This is a genomic window from Snodgrassella sp. CFCC 13594 (assembly GCF_001590725.1).
Taxonomy (GTDB): Bacteria; Pseudomonadota; Gammaproteobacteria; order Burkholderiales; family Neisseriaceae; genus Snodgrassella.
Window position 1 is genome coordinate 23,497 of the sequence record NZ_LQXR01000009.1, and the last position, 21,063, is coordinate 44,559.

At 49.6% G+C, this 21,063-nt stretch carries 19 protein-coding genes and 2 pseudogenes; 10 read left to right on the top strand and 11 right to left on the bottom strand.

Features of this window, described 5'->3' with window-relative positions; translation table 11 throughout:
• Window position 1: 1 nt before the first annotated feature.
• The 5 genes and pseudogenes from A2F46_RS06740 to A2F46_RS06755 form a co-directional block, all read right to left on the bottom strand.
• Window positions 2-1,186, bottom strand: coding sequence for an acetylornithine/succinyldiaminopimelate transaminase (locus tag A2F46_RS06740; protein WP_066568391.1), 1,185 nt, complete (start codon window positions 1,184-1,186; stop codon window positions 2-4).
• A gap of 66 nt (window positions 1,187-1,252) precedes the next feature.
• Window positions 1,253-1,876: a 2-polyprenyl-3-methyl-6-methoxy-1,4-benzoquinone monooxygenase gene (coq7, locus tag A2F46_RS06745; RefSeq protein WP_369796317.1), complete on the bottom strand. Its 624-nt coding sequence runs from the start codon at window positions 1,874-1,876 to the stop codon at window positions 1,253-1,255.
• A 403-nt stretch (window positions 1,877-2,279) separates the two neighbouring features.
• Window positions 2,280-2,900, bottom strand: coding sequence for an MlrC C-terminal domain-containing protein (locus A2F46_RS12995; RefSeq protein ID WP_255358756.1), 621 nt, complete (start codon window positions 2,898-2,900; stop codon window positions 2,280-2,282).
• Window positions 2,901-2,939: 39 nt separating this feature from the next.
• A pseudogene (locus tag A2F46_RS13000) lies at window positions 2,940-3,800 on the bottom strand (M81 family metallopeptidase); the annotation flags it as partial.
• A complete protein-coding gene (locus tag A2F46_RS06755) occupies window positions 3,797-5,113 on the bottom strand; it encodes an MFS transporter (protein WP_066568394.1) in 1,317 nt (438 codons plus the stop codon). The pseudogene A2F46_RS13000 and the gene A2F46_RS06755, both read right to left, overlap by 4 nt.
• Before the next feature lie 123 nt (window positions 5,114-5,236).
• Between A2F46_RS06755 and A2F46_RS06760 the strand changes: the two genes are divergently transcribed.
• A complete protein-coding gene (locus A2F46_RS06760) occupies window positions 5,237-6,187 on the top strand; it encodes a LysR family transcriptional regulator (protein WP_066568543.1) in 951 nt (316 codons plus the stop codon).
• A 29-nt stretch (window positions 6,188-6,216) separates the two neighbouring features.
• Here the strand turns inward: A2F46_RS06760 and A2F46_RS06765 are convergent, their stop codons facing one another.
• From A2F46_RS06765 to A2F46_RS06775, 3 genes and pseudogenes are all read right to left on the bottom strand, one after another.
• Window positions 6,217-6,738 carry a DUF2478 domain-containing protein gene (locus A2F46_RS06765; protein WP_066568397.1) on the bottom strand — a complete coding sequence of 174 codons (522 nt, stop codon included), beginning with the start codon at window positions 6,736-6,738 and terminating at the stop codon, window positions 6,217-6,219.
• A gap of 95 nt (window positions 6,739-6,833) precedes the next feature.
• On the bottom strand, window positions 6,834-9,002 hold the full coding sequence (locus A2F46_RS06770; RefSeq protein ID WP_066568398.1) for a cation-translocating P-type ATPase: 2,169 nt from the start codon (window positions 9,000-9,002) through the stop codon (window positions 6,834-6,836).
• A 91-nt stretch (window positions 9,003-9,093) separates the two neighbouring features.
• Window positions 9,094-9,308, bottom strand: a pseudogene (locus tag A2F46_RS06775) (heavy-metal-associated domain-containing protein).
• A gap of 93 nt (window positions 9,309-9,401) precedes the next feature.
• Between A2F46_RS06775 and A2F46_RS06780 the strand changes: the two are divergent.
• From A2F46_RS06780 to A2F46_RS06790, 3 genes are all read left to right on the top strand, one after another.
• The gene (locus tag A2F46_RS06780) at window positions 9,402-9,842 is read left to right on the top strand and encodes a MerR family DNA-binding protein (protein ID WP_066568401.1); all 441 of its coding nucleotides are present in this window, start codon (window positions 9,402-9,404) and stop codon (window positions 9,840-9,842) included.
• Window positions 9,843-9,873: 31 nt separating this feature from the next.
• Window positions 9,874-13,389, top strand: coding sequence for a chromosome segregation protein SMC (gene smc, locus A2F46_RS06785; protein ID WP_066568407.1), 3,516 nt, complete (start codon window positions 9,874-9,876; stop codon window positions 13,387-13,389).
• Between the two features lie 116 nt (window positions 13,390-13,505).
• On the top strand, window positions 13,506-13,994 hold the full coding sequence (locus A2F46_RS06790; protein ID WP_066568410.1) for a type IV pilin protein: 489 nt from the start codon (window positions 13,506-13,508) through the stop codon (window positions 13,992-13,994).
• 121 nt (window positions 13,995-14,115) lie between these two features.
• On the opposite strand, the gene A2F46_RS06795 is transcribed toward A2F46_RS06790, so the two are convergent.
• Window positions 14,116-14,643 carry a TlpA disulfide reductase family protein gene (locus tag A2F46_RS06795; RefSeq protein WP_082783613.1) on the bottom strand — a complete coding sequence of 176 codons (528 nt, stop codon included), beginning with the start codon at window positions 14,641-14,643 and terminating at the stop codon, window positions 14,116-14,118.
• Window positions 14,644-14,726: 83 nt separating this feature from the next.
• Here A2F46_RS06795 and A2F46_RS06800 point away from each other — a divergent pair, with 83 nt between their 5' ends.
• The 6 genes from A2F46_RS06800 to hemL all read left to right on the top strand — a co-directional run bounded on the left by A2F46_RS06800 (window position 14,727) and on the right by hemL (window position 18,072).
• Window positions 14,727-14,987 (top strand): ArsC/Spx/MgsR family protein, encoded by a 261-nt coding sequence (locus A2F46_RS06800; RefSeq protein ID WP_231867734.1) that lies wholly within the window; start codon window positions 14,727-14,729, stop codon window positions 14,985-14,987.
• Complete coding sequence (locus tag A2F46_RS13005) at window positions 14,981-15,097, top strand: ArsC/Spx/MgsR family protein (RefSeq protein WP_231867735.1); 117 nt, start codon at window positions 14,981-14,983, stop codon at window positions 15,095-15,097. Before A2F46_RS06800 ends, A2F46_RS13005 begins: the two co-directional genes overlap by 7 nt.
• Complete coding sequence (locus tag A2F46_RS06805; protein WP_066568414.1) at window positions 15,085-15,732, top strand: YdcF family protein; 648 nt, start codon at window positions 15,085-15,087, stop codon at window positions 15,730-15,732. Before A2F46_RS13005 ends, A2F46_RS06805 begins: the two co-directional genes overlap by 13 nt.
• Window positions 15,733-15,832: 100 nt before the next feature.
• Window positions 15,833-16,252: a CopD family protein gene (locus tag A2F46_RS06810; protein ID WP_066568545.1), complete on the top strand. Its 420-nt coding sequence runs from the start codon at window positions 15,833-15,835 to the stop codon at window positions 16,250-16,252.
• Between the two features lie 7 nt (window positions 16,253-16,259).
• Complete coding sequence (locus A2F46_RS06815) at window positions 16,260-16,733, top strand: CYTH domain-containing protein (RefSeq protein WP_066568416.1); 474 nt, start codon at window positions 16,260-16,262, stop codon at window positions 16,731-16,733.
• A 52-nt stretch (window positions 16,734-16,785) separates the two neighbouring features.
• Complete coding sequence (gene hemL, locus A2F46_RS06820) at window positions 16,786-18,072, top strand: glutamate-1-semialdehyde 2,1-aminomutase (protein ID WP_066568418.1); 1,287 nt, start codon at window positions 16,786-16,788, stop codon at window positions 18,070-18,072.
• A 109-nt stretch (window positions 18,073-18,181) separates the two neighbouring features.
• Here hemL and A2F46_RS06825 read toward each other — a convergent pair whose 3' ends face one another.
• Together A2F46_RS06825 and A2F46_RS06830 are read right to left on the bottom strand one after the other, a co-directional pair.
• The gene (locus A2F46_RS06825) at window positions 18,182-20,164 is read right to left on the bottom strand and encodes a PhoX family phosphatase (protein ID WP_066568421.1); all 1,983 of its coding nucleotides are present in this window, start codon (window positions 20,162-20,164) and stop codon (window positions 18,182-18,184) included.
• Window positions 20,165-20,336: 172 nt separating this feature from the next.
• Window positions 20,337-20,978 (bottom strand): DUF4190 domain-containing protein, encoded by a 642-nt coding sequence (locus tag A2F46_RS06830; protein WP_066568422.1) that lies wholly within the window; start codon window positions 20,976-20,978, stop codon window positions 20,337-20,339.
• Window positions 20,979-21,063: the final 85 nt, after the last annotated feature.

Sequence of the window (21,063 nt, forward strand, 5' to 3'; positions counted from 1 at the left end):
TTCAAGCCGCCACAAAATCAGCCACAGCGGCCCGCAGTCGAGTCATGCCTTCATTCAGATCTTCGTCAGAAAGCAATAAGCTCGGCGCCAAACGCAATACATTCGGACTGGCCACCAACACCAACAAACCATGCTGCAAAGCTTTGCCAACCAGCTCACCAGCACGGCCTCGATAGGCATCTGCCAATACACAGCCTATCAATAAACCTTTACCGCGCACGATTTCAAAAGCACCGGTGTCTTGGGCAATGGCACGCAAAGCCGCTGCGAGTTTTTCACCTTGCTCGTTGACCCGTTGCAGCGTTTCTGGCTGGCTGATAATGTCGAATGCGGCACAGCCCACAGCGCACGCCAGCGGATTGCCGCCAAAAGTACTGCCATGGCTGCCTGGGGTGAAACTGGCACCCACTTTGGCGGTGGTAAGCATGGCACCAATCGGGAATCCGCTGCCCAAGGCTTTGGCACTGGATACAATATCAGGTGTCACGTTGTAATGCTGATAAGCATAGAGCTTACCCGTGCGGCCCATCCCCGTTTGCACCTCATCCAACACCAGCAAAGCATGGTGTTCATCACACACCGCGCGGGCGGTTTCCAAAAATTCGGCACTCGCAGGCAACACACCACTCTCCCCTTGAATCGGCTCAATGACCACAGCACAGGTGCGCCCGTTCACCGCCGCCCGCAAGGCTTCAGCATCATTAAATGGCACATGCGTGATGCCACTGGGTAAGGGCGCAAAATCCTGACTGTATTTGGGCTGGCCGCCCACCGATACCGTAAACAAAGTGCGGCCATGAAAACCATTCACACACGCCACAATCTCATTCTTGCCATCACCAAAATGATCACGCGCGTATTTGCGCGCCAGTTTAAATGCAGCCTCATTGGCTTCGGCACCAGAATTGGCAAAAAACACCTGATCCGCAAACGTGTGCTCTACCAAGCGTTGCGCCAATGCTTGCGCAGGTTTAGTGGTGTATAAATTGGAGATATGCCACAGCTTGTGTGCCTGTGCATCTAAGGCTGAGATCAATGCCGGATGGCAATGACCCAGCGCATTCACCGCAATGCCGCCCGCCAAATCGACGTATTCGTGATTATCGGTACTCCACACTCGGCTGCCCAAGCCATGATCGGGGATCATTTCGGCAAAAGCAAAATTGGGGGTCAAATAATTGTGCATGGTGAATTTTCCAAATATTCGGTGAGGTAAAATGGTTTTCAGGCAGCCTTTAGGCTGCCTGAAAGATTAGATTCGATAACTGATTGTAGTCATTATTTTCGACGTCAATGTCATCATTTTTTTGACCGGCAAAGGCAAATTGGCCGCGCCGATTTCATGCGCCATCTGCGCGTGTTTCATTTCATCTTGCTGCATTTGGGCCACAATAGCGCGGCTCTTGTCATCCTGTTCCGGCAACCCTTCCAAATGGCTTTGCAAATGAGCGGCCACTTGGTGTTCGGTTTCCTCCAAAAAACCCAGATTCCATTTATCGCCCAACAGCCCAGCACCCACGCCCACGGCAAATGATGACGCATACCACAGCGGATTGATCAAGCTGGTGCGCCCGCCCAACGCGTGCACTCGATGTGCCGTCCATGCCAAATGTTCTATTTCTTCATGCGCCGCATGTGCTAAAGCCGCTTTATTATCCACATCCCGCGCGGTTAATGCCTGCCCCGCATACAACGCTTGAGCACACACTTCACCTACGTGGTTAACCCGCATCAAGCCCAAAGCGTGCTGCTTTTCGGTGTCGTTTAAATCGGCTTCGGCCACGTCTGCATCTGGGTGTGGGCGCGTCGAATGCGCCTCGGCAAACAAGGTGCGTAAGGCCACATCCACCTGACCAATGATTTTGTCGGCCAACATCATGACCCTTCCATTCTGCTCAAGATTAACGCCATTATAACAATTTCGCGTGTTTTGTTGCAGAGCCTCATTCATTGACCACACAGCCTCTAATAAAATCAGTTCAGGCAGCTTTTTAAGCTGCCTGAACTGATTATTTCTCCTGTTACAGGTTAATTACGGCGCATCATTAGAAGCACCAAGACATCCTTTCTACCCGCTGCTACACCAACACTGGTTACACAATCATCAAGCAACAAGATCATGGAGCCACAACCAGGCCTGCCATGTCATCTCAAATCGTTCACGTCCAATTCACTTTTCTTGTAGTGACCTGATTGACACGAGCCATCACAGACATACGCAGCGTAGATGCCATAGATTCAGAATAGAAGCCGATGCCCGTCTGCTCCGGCAGCGGCAATCAACTGGATATGTCCGTGGTTGCCGCAATCATTTCCAACCGAGTTTTGCCCAAGGGCGAGGTACGCCGCTGCGGATCCAGATTCTGCCATGGCAAATCGGCTGGGTCAGCAAACATCGGTCCTGGGGCTTTACCAATTAAAATGGTGGACGCAATAGGTTGAAAATCAGCACGAAAGTGAACAGAGCTCTTCACCACCACAATGGCCTTTTGTTCGGGCACGATCCCCGCCATTTTAAACAAGTTGCGATCCAGCATTTGAGCTTTCCCAGAAGTCAGCACAATTTCCACACCGCCCACCGATAAACGCACAGCATCACCAACATCCACCAGCACACCGTGCATCATTGGACCATCGTAACGACATTTACCCTGGTAAAATCCTTCAATCCGGCAATCCACAGTGAACGGTTCATCCCCTTTTGCACCCGATTGTCCACCGAGCGTCAACGTCATTCGCTCACCCACATTATGTTGCTGCACTTGTTTCACTGCATCTGGATCGCTAATCAACCCAATGGCGGCATTGCTGGCTTGATTCGCCACCAATGCACGTAACATACCGGTGGTGTTGGAATCACCACCAGCACCTGGATTATCTTGGGTATCAGCAATAACCACGGGGCCGCTGTGTTGTTGCGACAATGCTATAGCCTGTTTAACAGCTTCATCTGGTGGCAAAAAATCCACCACCCAAGCTGCTTCTTGATTGGCCACCAGCGCAAATAGCCGATCTACGGCGTTAATCACCTGCTGTTCATCTTCACCATAGCCAAATACCGTACCCCCGCACTCTGCGATGTCTGCAGCTGGGAAACCCTGTGCAAAAGACAAGCTGGTTGCAGTGCCTTTTTCCCACTCTGCTAAGCGTTGATAAACGGTTTTGGCTGGTTCCAAAAAAGTACTCTGAGCATTGATCGCAGTCAGAAAAGGCAATCGTCTGAAGTGGCGGTATAGATGATCACCTTGCAACAATCGATGCATCACGTGCGCGCAACGCTGGCCTGTTTGCGCCATGTCTACATGTGGATACGTACGAAATGCAGACAATACGCTGGCTTCATCAAACATTTTTTGGGTCACATTGGCATGCAAATCAAGACTCACGACAATGGGCATTTCTTTGCCCACAAGCTGACGAATCCGCTGCAATAGTTCGCCTTCCCCATCGGTTAAATGCTCCGGCACCATGGCGCCATGCAAATCCAAATAGATGCCATCTATCTGATGTGTCTTCACGCCTTCCAGTATTTCTGCCACGATGGACTCATAGGTTTGCTGTTCAACAAAAGATGATGGTGTGGCAGCAGCCCAAATGATCGGAATCATTTCATAACCCAAGGATTCTGCCTTCTAAATAAAACCGCCAATGGGGATATTCATCGATTCCATATCAAGAATCGCTTGGCCACGAGCCATGGGCGGAAAACCGCCACCATTTTCAAAATGTTCATAACGTGCCATTGAAGGTGCAAATGTATTGGTTTCATGTTGAAAACCGGCAATTAAAATGCGTTTCATGATTTCACCTCTTGTTTCAAAGCAAAGGCACCCAGCAAAGCCAAACCGCCCAAAGCCAATAAAATGGCCATCACAATCCAACCAGCCATCAGCGATTGGGTCATGGATTGCGCCATGCCCATGATATTGGGACTGATAAACCCACCAATCAGGCCAATACTGTTAATCAAAGCAATGCCCCCAGCTGCTGCGGTATCCGTCAGGTATCTAGATGGAATGGCCCAAAATATGGTATACGCAGCCCACATTAAGCCTGTGGCCAAAACAATGCTGACAAATGCCGCCCAGAAATGCGTGGTAAACGAAACCGAAACCAACAACAAAACACCCGCGCCCAAAGCAGTGAGCGACCCATGCCACTTCCGCTCTTGCATGGCATCAGATGTTTTGGCAAACACCAACATAAACACAATACTGACCAAATAAGGTATCGAAGTGAGCCAACCCACCGTATTCAAATCATGGATGCCACTGTTTTTCAGTAAGGTAGGGAACCAAAAACCGATGGCATAGATGCCACTAATGATGGTCAAATAAGCAAATGCCATGCAGTAAATCCATGGATCCTTCAATACAGTTTTAAATCCGGTATGGGTCGTGGTTTGATGCACCTGGATTTCTTGTCGAATTAGCTGTTTTTCGCTTTCGGTCAACCATTTGGCTTGATTGGGGTGATCAGTTAGGTAGAAAAAAGTCACCATCCCTAAAACCACCGTAGGAATGCCTTCAATCAGAAATACCCACTGCCATCCTGCCAACCCATGGGTGCCATCGAATAACGTCATGATGTGTGTGGATAAAGGGGAGCCCAACATTCCGCCCAATGGTGCCGCCATCATCACAATAGCCATCACTCGCGCCATGCGCGCACCCGAATACCAGTAGGTCAGAAAGAAAATCATCCCCGGCGCAAAACCCGCCTCAAACACCCCCAATAAAAAACGCAAAACATAAAACATGGTGGGCGAGGTCACAAACAACATTGAAGCAGAAGCCAGGCCCCAGAGCACCATAATGCGGGTAATCGTTTTCCGAGCACCAATTTTTTCTAGTAACAAATTGCTGGGAATTTCAAACATCACATAGCCCAGAAAAAAGATCCCGGCAGCCATGCCATACACCGCATCGCTAAACCCCAAATCCTGTTGCATTTGCAATTTAGCAAAACCGATATTGATGCGATCCAAATAAGAAAAGAAATAACACAGCAATAACAAAGGCAGAAGCCGCCAACTGATTTTTTTATAAACGCGATTCAGTTGTTCGGCATGGGCTGTGTTCAGGTTTGATACAACGGCATTGGGTGTATCCATCATCACTCCCTAGAATGTGAATTGAATGAAATGTGTGTACTGCCAACGCAGTATAGGGAGCTGATTTGCTGACAACAATGTTATGATTAGGCACTATTGATGTTTTTTTATCATCAGGCCACCATGAAAAAAAATTTTACATATGATTTTTTAATACAAAGTGTTAATGAAAAACGCCTGCGTTATTTTTATCTGGTGATGATTTCCGGCTCAATGCGCCAAGCCGCGGAAATTTTAGATATTGATCAAGCCGGAATCAGTCGGCAAATTCAAGTATTCGAACAAGAATTAAACATCAAATTATTTGAACGAAAAGGCAGAAATATTATACCCACGGAGGCGGCATATATTGTCTTGGACTATTTCAAAGAGCAAATGCGCTGTGAAAATGCCTTGTTTCATCAATTGCACGAACTCAAGCAATCACGTCAACAAAATGTTTCCGTGGTATCCAGTGAAGGCTTTATCTATACCTTAATCAATCAAGTTTTGAAGCCTGTTAATCAACAATATGCTGATTTGTCGATTCGCTTAGAACTGATGGATGTCAATTATATTGTCCGGCTTGTGGCTGAAGGAAAGGCAGATTTGGGCTTGGCTTACAACCCGCCACTACACCCTGATGTGTGTATATTGGGTCAAAAAAACGACCCGGCCATTTTGGCGGTGCCATTCAATCACCCTTTAACCAAGCTGAAAAGAGCCATTCGTTTTGAAGAATTATCCGCTTTTCGCTTTGCAGTAATGCCTTTAGGATATGGGTTTAGGCAAATCATGGACAGCGAGCTGGCACGCACCCAAACCAGCCTAGACATTGGTCTGGTCACCAACTCCATGTCTGCCTTAAAAAATTACGTGGCAGCAGGACATGGTATTTCTATCCTGCGTGCAGTGGATGTCCATCAAGAAGTAGGCAGCAAGCACATTCAAATGTTGCCATTGGATTCCGAACTCTGTTCACAAGCCCAAAGTCAGTTATTGATGCGAAAACACGTCACTGTATCTGATTCATGTCGGGTATTGATTCGACAAATCCAAACCAGCTTTGGATTAACAGCCATTACGGACGTTTGATGGCTACTGCACACCAAGCAAATTGCGCATCATTGTGGTGACTGATGCTGCCTCCACCATACTTCAATGGCCTCTGCATCGGGTGGCAATACGGTCACATATTCGTCACCAAATGCGCGCCACGCTGTCTGAAAAGAAGGCGAAAGCAAACACAATACTGGCAAAGATGCTGCGGCAGCAGCCCCATATTCGGCCGCAAAGCCCCGCCCTTCTGCCTCAGCATGACCAAATTTATTGATGATGAGTAAATCTGGCTGGGCAGCCATGTCGCGTCGCAATACGCTGGCCGCATCAGCCAAGGCTTGCTCATCCAACAAACAGCTGCTTGAGCCCGTTCCCAAACATTGCAAAATGCTAAAGCATGTGCCATCGGCTACCGATTGAATGACATCACTTTGCCGCAAACCTTGCTCATTACACGCATTCAACAATCCCCCTAGGTGCCATCCCTGCTGCTGCCATTGTTGAATCAAGCGCCACACCAATGCCGTGGTACCATCAGCATCCTCATACAGCACGCCCGCCATTAATGCATTATTCGCCACGCCCATACTGAAATACCTGTTTTGAAATCAAATTGTCACCATGACCAAGCACCTGCGCCACAAAATACGCCATCAACTTCAGCGCGTCGATGAACCTATTTTTATTCCGACAAGCGGCTATTTTTCAAACGTAACGCATTACCCAACACCGAAATCGAGCTTAACGCCATGGCTGCGCCGGCAATGACCGGACTCAACCAACCCATCGCGGCCAAAGGAATACCCAGTATGTTGTAGAAAAACGCAAAAAATAAATTTTGCTTAATGTTGCGCACAGTGTCTTGAGCCAAGGCCAAAGCATCCGCTACTTGATTCACAGAATGCTGCATAAGTGTGGCGCTCGCCGTGTGCGCCGCCACATCGGCGCCGCCATACATGGCAAAACTCACGTCAGCCGCCGCCAAAGCCGGCGCATCATTCACGCCATCGCCCACCATGGCCACAACTTTACCCTCTTTCATCAAAGCTTCCACAGCCTGTGCCTTGTCGCGCGGGCTCATCTCCGCTTGATAGTGGCCGATATCCAATTGTTCAGCCACATGCTGTACCACACCGAGGTGGTCTCCGCTCATAATGTGCACATCCATGCCCTGTTTCTGCAAACGGCGCACGGCTGCCAACGAATCGGCCTTGAGGGTATCGGCCAAGGCAAAAGCACCCACTACCTCGCCGGCCAAGCTCACCGCCACCACGCTCGCACTCTGCCATTGCACATGGGTTTGCAATTGCTCAGGCAACTGCCAGCCCACATATTTCGGCTGCCCCACTTTAACCACGCCAAAACCCTGGACTTCGGCGGCGATGCCTTGTCCAGTTTCACTGTGACTTTGTGCCGCAGTAGGCCATACCAATTCTTTCTGCTGGGCTTCCGCCACAATGGCCTGTGCCAAGGGATGATTAGCCAAACTTTCAACTGCCGCGCTGATACGCCATACGTCTTCCGCTGTTAATTGACCATGTTCAGGCAACCACTGTGCCACTACCTGCGGCTGCCCCGTGGTCAAAGTGCCTGTTTTATCCAAAATGACGGTATTCACTTTACTGGCTCGCTCCATCGACGCCGCATCTTTAAACCACACCCCAAAACCGGCGGCCTTACCCATACCCACCATGATGGCTGCCGGTGTGGCCAAACCCAACGCGCAAGGACAGGCAATCACCAATACCGCTACCGCGCGCATCAAGGCATCATTCAGGTTGGTTGTTAACCACGCATTAAGGACAAAAGTCAGCACGGCAATGGCCAATACCACGGGTACAAATACCGCCGCCACTTTATCCGCTAAGCGCGCAATCGGCGCTTTGCTGCCTTGGGCTTCCGCCAACGCCGCCATCATGTCGCCCAAAAGCGTCTTACTGCCCAAACTGTGTGCCTGATACACCACGCTACCATCGGTCACCAATGCGCCGGCCAGCAAGGTATCCCCCACTGTTTTCAGCAAAGGCCGCGATTCGCCCGTGAGGTGGCTCTCGTCCACCCATGCTTCGCCGCGCTCGATGGCACCATCGGCTGCCACGCGTTCACCTGCGTTCACCTGCAAAATGTCGTTCACGTGCACTTGATCCAAAGGCACAGATTCCCAAGCTGAGCCATTTTGCTTACGCACCATTTGGGGCGTCAGCTTGAGCAATAAGCCCATACTATTGAGGCTCTGTTTTTTGGTGCGCGCCTCCAAATACTTACCTAACGAAACGAATGCAATCACCATCACACTGGCTTCAAAATAAATGTGCCCATGTCCATTCATGTCTGATGGCGCAAACAACATATAACTGGAATAGAGCCAAATCGACAGCGTACCCAGACTCACCAATACATCCATATTGGCCAATCCACCTTTAATCGATGCCCATGCGCCTTTATAGAATGGCCAAGCCAAGCCCCACTGCATGATGCTGGCCAAGACGAATTGCCAAATGGGTGACAACATCCAATCGTGTCGTCCTAAAAACATGCCCACCATGCCCACCAGAAAGGGCAATGTAATCAGCCATTCGAGCGCCAACCGTGCCGAAAATTTCGGCATCGCGCCCAATTGCGGCAAAGCATGCTCGTCAATGGGCTTGGCGTCATAACCTGCTTTTTGGATAAAACCCACAATATCCGCCGGTTTAAGCTGGCTATCGTCAAAATGGACTTGCGCTTCCTCTCCAGCAAAATTCACACTGGCCGAACTCACTGACTGCTGACGATTCAGTACTTTCTCAATACGCGTGGCGCATGCTTGGCAAGTCATGCCTTCAATCTGAAAACGGGCTTTTTGCATCATGGCCTCCTTCTTCTTAATTTATGCCTCAATGCGTCAACATTCAGGCAGCCCCAAGGCTGCCTGAAACCACACTAAAACCAATGCATCCCATTTACTGTTCAATTTTTACATCGTAGCCCGCATCTTCCACTGCTTCGACCAATGCTGTTGGGCTGGTTTTGGCCTCATCAAATTCAACTTGGGCTTGGGCATGGGCCAAATCCACATGGCTTTTACCACGCCAGATACCGCGAGTAATGCTCGGGTAACACTTTTAACACACCCGCCACAACTCATACCGTCTATGTGTAGAATCACATTTTGCATGATGAATCTCCTTATCGATCAAGTGGAAACAGCATAAACCTTTACCCTATGTTAAAGTCAAATTTTTAAACTTCACGCTTAGGCACAACAACCATGATCAATATTAGTCAAGCCGCCAGTGCCGTTGGGCTATCAACCAAAGCCATACGCGATTATGAGACCGCCAATCTGATCCACCCAATGCGTGCCGACAACGGCTATCGACTCTACAACGCCAATGATATCGAAACCTTACGCTTCATCAAGCATGCCCGCGATGTGGATTTTTCACTGGCTCAAATTACCCAATTGCTGGCTTTGCGCAACAATCCACAACGCGCCAGTGCTGACGTCAAAACACTGGTCGGCCAACACATCCATATGCTCACCCATAAAATTGAACGCTTAAGCTCCATGAGAACCACTTTGCAAGGCTGGTATGACCAATGTGGTGGCAATCATCAACCCGACTGCGCCATATTGACCGGACTGAGTAAAGCCGCTGATCACGGTGCCAACAGCCAACCGGCAGCCAAAGTGCCCAAAATTCGCTAAAATAGCGCGTTTTGTTGCCACTTATTTCTCCATGCGCCTAACCCACATCAAGCTTGCCGGTTTCAAATCCTTTGTTGACCCCACTACCTTAACCGTTCCGGGCCAGCTGGTTGCAGTCATCGGCCCCAATGGTTGCGGTAAAAGCAATGTGATTGATGCTGTGCGCTGGGTATTGGGCGAAGCCTCAGCCAAACAATTGCGCGGCGAAAGCATGCAAGACGTGATTTTCAACGGAGCCAACACGCGAAGACCAGCACCGCGCGCCTCTGTAGAGTTGGTGTTTAACAACAGCGATGGCCAATTGCAAGGCCCTTGGGGACAATACACCGAGGTGGCCATCAAACGCCAACTCACACGCCAAGGTGAATCAACTTATTACATCAACAATCAAGTGGTACGTCGTCGCGACATTACCGATTTATTTTTGGGCACGGGTGTTGGTGCTCGTGGTTATGCCGTCATTGAACAAGGCATGATCTCGCGCATTATTGAAGCACGGCCCGAAGAATTACGCGCCTACATTGAAGAAGCTGCAGGTATTTCCAAATATAAAGAACGCCGCCGCGAGACTGAAAGCCGCCTCAAGGACACCCGAGAACACGTACAACGCTTGGGTGATTTACAAAGCGAATTGGATCGCCAAGTTGAAAAATTACAACGACAGGCCAAAACCGCAGAGCAATACCAAGCCCTTAAAGCGCAATTAACCCAACAGCAAGATTTACTCGACTACGTGCAATGGCAACAAGCTTTACAACAAGCCGATGAAGCCACTACACGGCATCAGCAACATCAAGCCACACAAACTGAACTCACCGCTCAAATCAACGCGCTTCAGGCCGCCGCACACGCCATGCAGCAACAAGAACAGCAACAACAGCAGCAAGTGCATGAATGGGGTAATGAGCGAGCACTTCTGCGCGAACAATGGGCGCGTTTAGAAGAGCAAATCCGCCATCGACAAAGCCTGCAACAACGCTTTGAGCGCGAACAAAACCAAGCACAAACCCACTTACAGCGCCTACAACAACAAACAATAACACTGGCTGAAGAATCAACGGGCCTAGATGAGCAATTGGCAGAGCAGCAGTTGTCACTAGAAGAATGGGCGTGGCAAATCACTGAGCATGAAACCCTATTGCCTGAGTTGGAAGAGCAAGCCCAACAAGCTGAATTGGCGCGCCAAAGCCAGCAAAGCGAGTGGGCACGCCTACAACGTGAATATGCGCTCAAGCAACAACAACAAAAACATGCCGAGCAAAATATTACCCAGCTACAACAGCGCCAATTACAACTCGCCGACGAGCAAAAACAACTGGCCTTGCCTGAAGAATCGGTCGTTGCGGCTGCCCAAGAGGCCGCGGCCCTGGCTGAAGCCGAGGTATTGGTGCTGGAAGATGACTTAGTACAGAGTGAAGCACATCATGCCGATATGCAGGCAGCCTATCAAGCTGCGCAAGCACAGTTGCAGACCTTAGAAAAGCAGCAACTAACATTAACGGCCCAACAATCGGCGCTGGCGGCCTTACTGCCGGCTGTGGAAGCCGACGACTTTTGGGCACAAACCGCACACACACAAGCCCTTTCCGTGTGGCAACAAATAGAAGTAGACACCGATTGGCAGCAAGCATTGGGTGTGGCTTTGGGCAAACGCCTGCAAGCTCGATGCTTGCCCAATTTTCAACCACCGGAACCGCTCCCCCCTGGCAGTGCTCAATGGATTAACCGCAACATGACACCCAGCAGCCCCATCGCGGATCCTTTAAGTGCACACGTACACGCGCAAAGCAGCCCGCTTCTTCAGGCAGCCCTACACCACTGGCTTGATCACATTGGCTGCGCGGAAACGTTGTCTGAGGCCATAACTCGCCAATCGGAACTGACCGGACAACAAGCCCTGATTACCCCACAAGGACATTGGGTAGATGCTGTGAGCATCAGCTTATTTGCCGAAACCGACGGCGAACCTTTGCTACAACGCCAACAACAATTACGCCAATGGGAAATAGAATCAGCGGCACTGGAAGTCCCTTTGCAACAGGCACAGCAGGCTTTGGCTCACTGCATGGATGAAATGGCCTTGGCCAAGCAACAACAGCAACAGCAACAAAACCAACTAAAACAGCACCAACAAACGCTTCAGGCAGCCAGCAAACGTGCCACTGAATTGTTGACGCAGACCAATCAAGGTCAAATGCGGCAAGAACGCATTCGACAAGAATGGGCACAAATCACCGCTGCACTGAGCCAAGAAAGCCAACAACGGGATGCTGCCGCTGCCGATGCAGGCACTTTACAACAATCCATCGCAACATTAGCTGATCAACAACAACATCAGCAGCAACTGCATCAGCAGCAATTGCAGTCACTCAAACAAACCCAATTGAGCTTATTAGAAGCACGCCGAACCCAAGGCATGGTTGAAATGACCGTGATGCGCCTGCAACAACGGCAACACGCCATTGCCCAAGAACAATCGCGCATTACGCAAGAGCGTGAAGAATGGCAAGAGCGCCAAAGTGAATTGGCACTCCACCATGAGCAAGAAAGCTTAGATGGGGAGTGGCAAGCGCAACTGGCAGAGTTGAATGCTCAAATGGAAGCAGCCAATGCCCGCTATGATGAAGCGCAAAGCCAATTAAATGCGCAGCAAAAACAGGTTCAAGCAATCTACGAACAACAACAAACACTCAGCAACAGGCTGCCTGAAAGCCAAGCCGCGACACAACAGGCATTGTTGCAGCAACAAGAAGCACTACTCAATGCCAAGCGTTATCATGAAACCTTAAAAAATAATGGCGCTGATCTAGATGCCTTGGCTCAGCAACACAAGGACAGCAGCCCTCAGGCATTGGGCAATGACATAGCAACTTTGGCCCAACGCATCGCTGCTTTGGGTGCAGTGAATCTCGCGGCACTGCAAGAGCTGGCAGAAGCGACAGAACGGCAGCACTATTACACCGCACAGAGAGATGACGTCCAAGCGGCCATCGCGCTATTGGAAGAAGCCATTGCCCAAATCGACCATGAAACCAAAGCCCGTTTCAAGCACACCTTCGACGCCGTCAATGAGAAAGTACAAGCCTACTTCCCCACGCTGTTTGGTGGTGGCGAAGCCGCTTTGCACATGGTTGGCGATGACCTGCTCAGCGCTGGCGTCTCCATCATGGCGCGACCGCCTGGCAAAAAAAACAGCACCATTTACCTGTTGTCGGGCGGCGAAAAAGCGCTGACAGCAATGAGCTTGGTGTTCGCCTTGTTTAGCCTCAATCCAGCGCCTTTCTGCTTGCTGGATGAGGTGGATGCGCCACTGGATGATGCCAACACCAGCCGCTTTTGCCAATTGGTCAAAGAAATGTCGGCGCAAACCCAGTTTTTGTATATCTCACACAATCGCCTCACCATGGAAATGGCCGAGCAGTTAGTGGGGGTTACCATGCAGGAAAAAGGCGTCTCGCGCATTGTGGCGGTGGACATCCAGCAAGCATTGAGCATGGCAGAGCCTAATCGGCATAATGTCATTCATAAAAACTGCCCCGCCTCGTGACGCACGGCCAGTACACAGCAATATTGGCCAGCAATCCATATTGACAATGGCATAATTATCGCCAATGATGTTTTCATGTTGCGCTTTCCGCTGTCTCCCATACAAGGAAAACAATCATGAAGACACAGAGAAACCTTCGACAGCAACATCAATCCAATGGATTTGGCTTGATTGAACTGGTAATGGTGGTGGCAATATTGGCCGTGCTGGCGGCCATTGCCATCCCAAGCTATCGGTATTACCTCAAAAAAACACGGCTGTCTCAAGCAAAACAAATTTTACTCACCAACAGCCATGCGCTGGATCAATATTATCAGCGCCACCTAAGCTACAAAGCCAATTCCACCACATGGATGACCTTGCCACTAACACAAAACGATCATTTTTGCTTCCGCCTGGTTGGCAACCCGCGCGGCGCAACCAATGAGCGTTATAACGTGAAAGCAGTTGCTTTGGACTCTGAAGAAGAATCTCGGGTGATGAAAATCAGTCAAGATGGCACAGTTTTGCTGTGTGCACAAAGCAGCAGCCGTTGCAGTGATCCCAACCCTTATTTCAGTGGCGGCAGTGCCGTGGATAAAGAATGCCGTGTTTTTGGTACCTAGTTACTTTCTCATACGAAACGATATGCCATTTCGACTGCCTAAAATACTATACGACCATGGTAAGTCAGACTGGCACACCGGTAGCTTCTCTTGATTATTTGTTGAGCCGCTGCTAAGCAACTCAATGTACCGCGATGCGTCTGGACGCACATTGCTGCTTCGCTTGTTTCACCAATAGATCCAACTTTGCGGCGCTGATTTCACCCAATACTGCTTGCTGGAAACCACATTTTGGCGCGCGCACCAGCGTAAATGGCAAAGCCCCCACTGCATTACCCAAGCCTTGCATAAACTGGCGACTGTCCTGCCCCACATAGCGCCACAGCGGATAGCGTACATTTACCTCGCGGGTAAAACGCTGTAAATTGGCGTCTGTATCCAAAGCAATGCCAATTAACTGCAGTGCCGTATTTTTGCCGCCATAACCATGTTGCCGATACCAGCGATTGAGCATGGGCATCTCTTTGCGGCACGGAGCACACCAAGTAGCCCAAACATTCACGACCTGAATCGGCTGAGCAACGGTAGCCAAACCCACAGGCTTCCCCGCCGGCCAAGTTTGCAAATCAGCCGCCCATACCGGGGCACAAAAAATAAAACCGATTCCCCCAAATAAAGCCTGAACGCATAACGCTGAGGTGATTTTCATGGATAACACTTGCATTCACTCCGTTCGCACATACAATAGACACATAATCATCATACTATTGAATCGCGATACGAGAACACTTCATGGCACCCAATACCATCATCCTCTACCACAACCCCCGCTGCTCCAAATCACGCGCAGCACTGGCACTTTTACAGGTGCGCGACATCAAAACCAAAGTCATCCCCTACCTCACTGAGCCATTGAGCCGTGAACAAATTCAAACGTTGATCCGTCAACTTGGCATCACATCGGCGCGGGCAATGATGCGCACCAATGAGCCAGAATATCAAACACTGGATTTGGCCCATGCCGATGAAGAGAAATTGATTGGCGCATGGTGATTCACCCTATTTTGATTGAGCGTCCTATTGTGGTTTGGGGTGACCGGGCCGTCATTGGCCGCCCATTAGAAAACATCGAGGCGTTGCTGGATTCGTCATGCCAGGCATAAATGCGGGGCGCGGTTTTTTTTATCATCTGCGCACGGGCTTTTTTGTGAGCCTGCTGTTTGTGTTGGCGAATTATTTACTCAGTGTGGCCGAAGTCTACAACATGAGCAAACCCAAGATGCCCAGACAAGCGGATGCGGCAGTGATTCTAGGCGCAGCGGCGTGGGATAAACGACCTTCGCCAGTGTTTCGTGAGCGCATCAATCACGCCTTATATTTGTATCAAACCGGCATGGTGAAAAAATTGATTTTCACCGGTGGCACGCCGAAAGCAGGATTTATGACCGAAGCCGCAGTGGGGCGTCGTTATGCCTTGCAGCATGGTGTAGATGCCGAAGATATTCTATATGAGAATATGTCGCGCGATACCTATCAAAACCTAGTGAATGCCAAAGCATTGGCTGATGACAACAACATCGACAGCGTGATTATTGTGAGCGATCCATATCACATGGCTCGCGCTGCGTTCATGGCTCGTGATCTCAACATGCAGGCGCAAACATCGCCCACCCCGACAACGCGTTTTACGGCCACCCAATCGCAATTACGCTTTTTGGCACAAGAAGCTTATTTGTTAATGGCTTATCAGTGGATGCAAACCGTGCATCGTGCCAGCACGCGGTTCCAACTCATCTAAATAGCAGCTACAATCACACCAGACACACTTTTACAAATCGATCGCACCTTCAGGCAGCCTGTAAACCTGTATTTTGCGCTTTCACTCAATGGTATCTGCTATGTATCTTTGGCTTAAATTTTTCCATATTGCTTTAATGTTTGCGTGGCTGATCGGTTTATTTTCATTGCCTCGGCTTATGGCCCATTTGGCCGCCACATCGCCTGGCAGTGTGGAATACCAGCGCCTATTGTTTATGGTAGAAAGACAGTGCAAGCCATTGTTGTATTTGGGTGTCCCAGCGCTCTTAGTGGGTTTGGCGATTCCGTTTGTCAATCATTGGTGGGGCCAAGGCTGGGTGCATACCGAGATTACATTGGGGGTGATTTTGTTGGGTTACAACGGGTTTTGTTGGAAATTACTGCAAGACTTTCAAGATGGCCGCAATCGTTATTCTCTTACTTGGTATCGCGGCCTCAGCACCGTGCCAGTGGTGGTGATGTTATTGGCGCTGTATTTAGCCATTTTTCAACCTTTCTGAATAAACGATGGCTTTAGAAATTGAACGTCGGTTTTTAGTCAATGGCACAGAATGGAAAACGCTGGCTACACCGCAGTTATTGCAACAAGGCTATTTAAAACTCAACGCTGAAAATGATATTCGTGTACGCATTATTGATGATGAGGCGTGGATTACCATCAAAAAAAGGCGTACTGACGTATCACGCTGGGAATTCGAATACCCCATTCCAGTAGCCGATGCCAAAGCCATGCTGGCACAATTATGCACCCAGCAATTGAGCAAACGTCGCTATCGTGTCTGCTATCACCAGCAGTTTTTTGACATAGACGAATATATGGGCAATCAATCACCTTTAATACTGGCTGAAATCGAATTGACCAGCGAAAATACCCTCATTGAACCACCCCCTTGGTTGGGTACGGAAGTCACACACGATGAATGCTTTCAGTTGGCTTATTTAAGCCAGCACCCTTATGCCACTTGGTCTGACCCAGCATAAACTCAACCACTGGGTCATCATTCACACAGCAATAACGAACAAGGATTGTGTTATGGATCGCAACGAAGCACTATTTCAGGCTGCCAAAAAGGTGATTCCTGGTGGCGTTAATTCCCCTGTACGTGCCTTTGGCAGTGTTGGTGGTGTCCCTCGCTTTATCCACAAAGCCAAAGATGCCTGTGTATGGGATGAAGACGGCAACCAATACATTGACTATGTGTGTTCTTGGGGCCCAGCTATTGTTGGCCATGCCCATCCTGAGGTAGTGGACGCGGTGCGCGAAGCCGCATTGGGCGGTTTGTCCTTTGGTGCGCCCACCGAAGGAGAAGTGCGCATTGCTGAAGAAATTGTGAAACTGATGCCAAGCGTAGAGCAATTACGGCTGGTCAGCTCTGGCACCGAAGCCACCATGAGCGCCATTCGTCTGGCCAGAGGCTACACAGGCCGTGACAACATCATTAAATTTGAAGGCTGCTACCATGGCCACTCCGACAGTTTATTGGTGAAGGCAGGCTCCGGTCTACTGACATTTGGCCACCCCAGCTCAGCCGGTGTACCAGAAGACTTCACCCGTCACACATTGGTTTTGCCTTACAACGATGTGGCGGCCCTAACGCAAACGTTTGCCGAGCAAGGTGACAGTATTGCCTGCGTGATTGTGGAGCCGATTGCCGGCAACATGAACATGGTGCAAGCGTCAACAGAATTTGTACGCGCTTTGCGATCGCTCACCGAAGCACACGGCGCCGTATTAATTTACGATGAAGTCATGACTGGATTTCGAGTGGCTTTGGGCGGCGCTCAAGCCCTGCATGGTGTCACACCCGATTTAACCACTATGGGTAAAGTGATTGGCGGCGGCATGCCCATGGCCGCTTTTGGTGGTCGAGCCGACATTATGGCATGCATTTCCCCACTGGGCGGGGTGTATCAAGCCGGTACCCTTTCAGGCAACCCTTTGGCTGTAGCAGCTGGTTTAAAAACCTTGGAAATCATTCAGCGCCCCGGTTTTTATGAAACCTTAACGGCTCGTACCCAAGAACTCTGCAAAGGTTTAAAAGCGGCTGCGGAAGAATTGGAGCTACCGTTTAGTGCACAAGGTGTCGGCGGTATGTTTGGCTTTTATTTCATGAATGACCTGCCGCACAGCTTCGTTGATATGCAACGCAACAATACTGAACACTTCAAATTATTTTTCCATGGCATGCTGCGCCGCGGTGTGGCTTTCGCGCCATCCGGCTTTGAAGCCAGCTTTATGTCAGCTGCGCACACCTCCGAGCACATCGCCGACACACTGGGCACAGCCGCCGATGTATTCACAGAAATGGTGCGTGGCTAATGCCAAAGTAGCCACGCCCAAAATTGTTTTCAGGCAACCCAAAGGCTGCCTGAAAACACCGAAACCGCAAGCCCAGATAGGCTTGCGGTTTGCTATTGATAATGCAACATTAACTACCGATTACACCTCCATCATCTTTGGTGATGACCACCGTAGAAGCACGTGGCCGCCCACCTTTAGGACCATCTGGCCAACTAGAAACTGCCTGCGGATGAGCTGGATCGGAATCGCCTTCTTTGGGCTCGCCCGGATGCTGAATATTCACAAACAATGTTTTATTGTCGGGCGCAAAAGCAATCCCAGTAATTTCACACCCATTGGGCCCTGTTAAGAAACGACGGAACTCATTACTACCCGGGATGGTGGCCACCATTTGATTATTGCCCAAACCCGCATACTCATCCATATTTAAGGTAGAGGTAGACACATCTGTTTGAATCCACAATACCCCGCGGTGATCAAAACTCAGACCGTCTGGGCTACCAAATTCGGCGCCTTTCATGCTGCCTTTAAAGCGCGCATCTTGAGTATCATGTCGGCCAGCCAGCACCAGAATATCCCAGTTAAACGAACCCGCCGTGGGATTGCCTTGTTTTTCTTGCCAATGCATGATGTGGCCAAACAAATTTTTAGCGCGCGGATTGGCCGCGTCTACACCAGGTTTGCCTTCGCTACCCCGTTGGCTGTTGTTGGTTAAGGTGCAATACACGCTGCCTGCACGATACGGATCGACAGCTATCCATTCCGGACGATCCATTTTGGTGGCACCCACCACATCTGCAGCCATACGTGTTTTCACCAGCAATTCACCTTGATCGGCAAACCCATTTTCAGCAGTCAGCTTGCCTTCACCCTGTACCAAAGGCAACCAGTCGCCACTGCCATCTTCATTAAACCGGGCAACATACAGCACGCCCTCAGTGAGCAGGCGCTTGTTGGCCGCACGGTTACCCGGCTGATAAGGCTGTTTGCTGATGAATTTATAAATATATTCGAAGCGCTGATCATCCCCCATATACACCACCACACGGTTGTCTGGGGCCAGCGTGACTGCTGCGCCTTCGTGTTTAAATCGGCCCAAAGCAGTGTGTTTGATGGGTGTAGATTGGGGATCATAAGGATCGATTTCCACGACCCAGCCAAATCGGTTCGGCTCATTCGGGGTGGCACTGGTATTAAACCGAGCATCTTGCTCATTCCAACGATACACTTCATCTTTGGTACCGATACCATAGCGTTTTTCCAATGCAGTGGGCGTTGTTCGCGTGGTAAAAATATCAGCCCAGTTTTCTTCGCACGTTAAGTAAGTCCCCCACGGTGTTTCACCGTTGGCACAATTTTGCATTGTCCCCAAAATGGTTTCGGCACGAGGATCTGCCGCCGTTTTCAGCAAAGTATGATTACGGCCAGGGCCGGAAATGCTCATGGGCGTATTGGCAGTAATACGGCGCGCATATCGAGAAGGACGCACCAGTTGCCACTGCCCGTGGGCATCTTTTTTAATTTCAACAATGGATACGCCCATGGCATTTTGTGCCTTGCGGACCTTTTCTGTGCTCCAATTAGCCGCACCATCTTTGAAAAGTAAACCATTGTCAACATATTCGTGATTCATGGCCAACAAGCCATGGTCACTGCGTTTGCTGCCCATGGGCAAAGAAAAATAAGACATGCCGTCATGGTGCATGCCTGCCTGAAAGCTTTGTTCTATTGCACTATTGGTCGCATCTGTTTTAAACGCAGGCATGCGGCCAACCAAGCCCACGGCGTCACCCCATTTGTAAAATGCCCGTGCGCTATAGCCTTTGGGCACCACCACTGTATCTTGACTGGACAAGCCAATTGCGCTGAAGCCCAAATGTTTGGCTTGACCAATATTATCGCGCGGGAATACCCCTGCTTGTGCCTCGTTGCTCAGCCATGCAGTGGGCAATACCGCAACAGCACCGAGTGCCGTACCGGTTTGCATCAAACTGCGACGCGATAAGCGCGCCTGCCACACAGCAGACAGTGCTTGATTGCTGGATTCATTACTGATGACATCTTCATTAATGTGTTTTAAGAGTGTTTTTTTGGTCAGTGGTTTGCCCATTCGATTATCCTTACAGTGGGTTTTGTGTCTACAATTAAGCCCCGTAAGTGTACAAACCCGATGTGACAGACAAATAAAAAAATCATGACTGTTTTATGACCTTTTGATGACAAAAAAACCGATGGCGTCCCATCGGTTTTTTTGTTGTGTCTCCCCGTCTTACTAATTTTATTTACAAGCTGGCACAATAATCATTGGCTTCGCGAGGAATTTTCCCTGCACACGCCCATTGCATTTTCTTGCCAGCTTGAACCGACATCAATAATAAAGGCTCTGAGCTGCCTGAACGCGGATACGCATAAATACTACCTTGACGAATATCGATTTTTTGCCAATATTTTTGCTCTTCTGGATTCAACGTCAGCGGTTCGGTCACCTCATTCAAATTCGTTCCTTTTGCAACCCGAGTTTCTACCCAAAGCGTCGCCATTTTTAATGCCGCGTCAGACCCAACATCGCTATAAACAGAGTCTTCATCATTGTCCGTTTTCTGGGTAGCCATGTGTTGCTTGGCCAGAGCGGTATATTGCTGATAATACGATATGCTCCAGTACCCCAAAAATAGGGTCAATATCAAGGCCAAATACCCCAAAAGCAATCCAGCCAAAGCCAGGCCTCCGCGGCCGGCTCCTTTTTTTGCCTTTGCTCGACCCATATGCCCCGTGATGATGGCCAGCAAAGAGCCTATTAGTGGCAGCACCAAGAAACCCAGAATACCAAATATCAAACTCAATAATGCTGGCGTATTGGATTTGGGTTGACTGTTTTGGTTGGATGTTACTGCTGCTGTCTTGGGCAATACCAGTTTCCCCATAATTTCCCCCTTTAAAATATACAACTAAATTTCAGTAGCTATCCAAACATGAAAAGCAATTCATATTCCATCTTTCCCCATTACT

Bases quoted from the DNA above. Each gene is read 5' to 3' on its own strand.
- A2F46_RS06770 (WP_066568398.1), bottom strand. From the start codon at position 9,002: ATGATGCAAAAAGCCCGTTTTCAGATTGAAGGCATGACTTGCCAAGCA.
- A2F46_RS06765 (WP_066568397.1), bottom strand. From the start codon at position 6,738: ATGGGCGTGGCGAATAATGCATTAATGGCGGGCGTGCTGTATGAGGAT.
- A2F46_RS06830 (WP_066568422.1), bottom strand. From the start codon at position 20,978: ATGGGGAAACTGGTATTGCCCAAGACAGCAGCAGTAACATCCAACCAA.
- A2F46_RS06800 (WP_231867734.1), top strand. From the start codon at position 14,727: ATGGCACCCAATACCATCATCCTCTACCACAACCCCCGCTGCTCCAAA.
- A2F46_RS06740 (WP_066568391.1), bottom strand. From the start codon at position 1,186: ATGCACAATTATTTGACCCCCAATTTTGCTTTTGCCGAAATGATCCCC.
- hemL (WP_066568418.1), top strand. From the start codon at position 16,786: ATGGATCGCAACGAAGCACTATTTCAGGCTGCCAAAAAGGTGATTCCT.
- A2F46_RS06780 (WP_066568401.1), top strand. From the start codon at position 9,402: ATGATCAATATTAGTCAAGCCGCCAGTGCCGTTGGGCTATCAACCAAA.
- smc (WP_066568407.1), top strand. From the start codon at position 9,874: ATGCGCCTAACCCACATCAAGCTTGCCGGTTTCAAATCCTTTGTTGAC.
- A2F46_RS06805 (WP_066568414.1), top strand. From the start codon at position 15,085: ATGCCAGGCATAAATGCGGGGCGCGGTTTTTTTTATCATCTGCGCACG.
- A2F46_RS06815 (WP_066568416.1), top strand. From the start codon at position 16,260: ATGGCTTTAGAAATTGAACGTCGGTTTTTAGTCAATGGCACAGAATGG.
- A2F46_RS06810 (WP_066568545.1), top strand. From the start codon at position 15,833: ATGTATCTTTGGCTTAAATTTTTCCATATTGCTTTAATGTTTGCGTGG.
- A2F46_RS13005 (WP_231867735.1), top strand. From the start codon at position 14,981: ATGGTGATTCACCCTATTTTGATTGAGCGTCCTATTGTGGTTTGGGGT.
- A2F46_RS06760 (WP_066568543.1), top strand. From the start codon at position 5,237: ATGAAAAAAAATTTTACATATGATTTTTTAATACAAAGTGTTAATGAA.
- coq7 (WP_369796317.1), bottom strand. From the start codon at position 1,876: ATGTTGGCCGACAAAATCATTGGTCAGGTGGATGTGGCCTTACGCACC.
- A2F46_RS06825 (WP_066568421.1), bottom strand. From the start codon at position 20,164: ATGGGCAAACCACTGACCAAAAAAACACTCTTAAAACACATTAATGAA.
- A2F46_RS06790 (WP_066568410.1), top strand. From the start codon at position 13,506: ATGAAGACACAGAGAAACCTTCGACAGCAACATCAATCCAATGGATTT.
- A2F46_RS06795 (WP_082783613.1), bottom strand. From the start codon at position 14,643: ATGAAAATCACCTCAGCGTTATGCGTTCAGGCTTTATTTGGGGGAATC.
- A2F46_RS06755 (WP_066568394.1), bottom strand. From the start codon at position 5,113: ATGGATACACCCAATGCCGTTGTATCAAACCTGAACACAGCCCATGCC.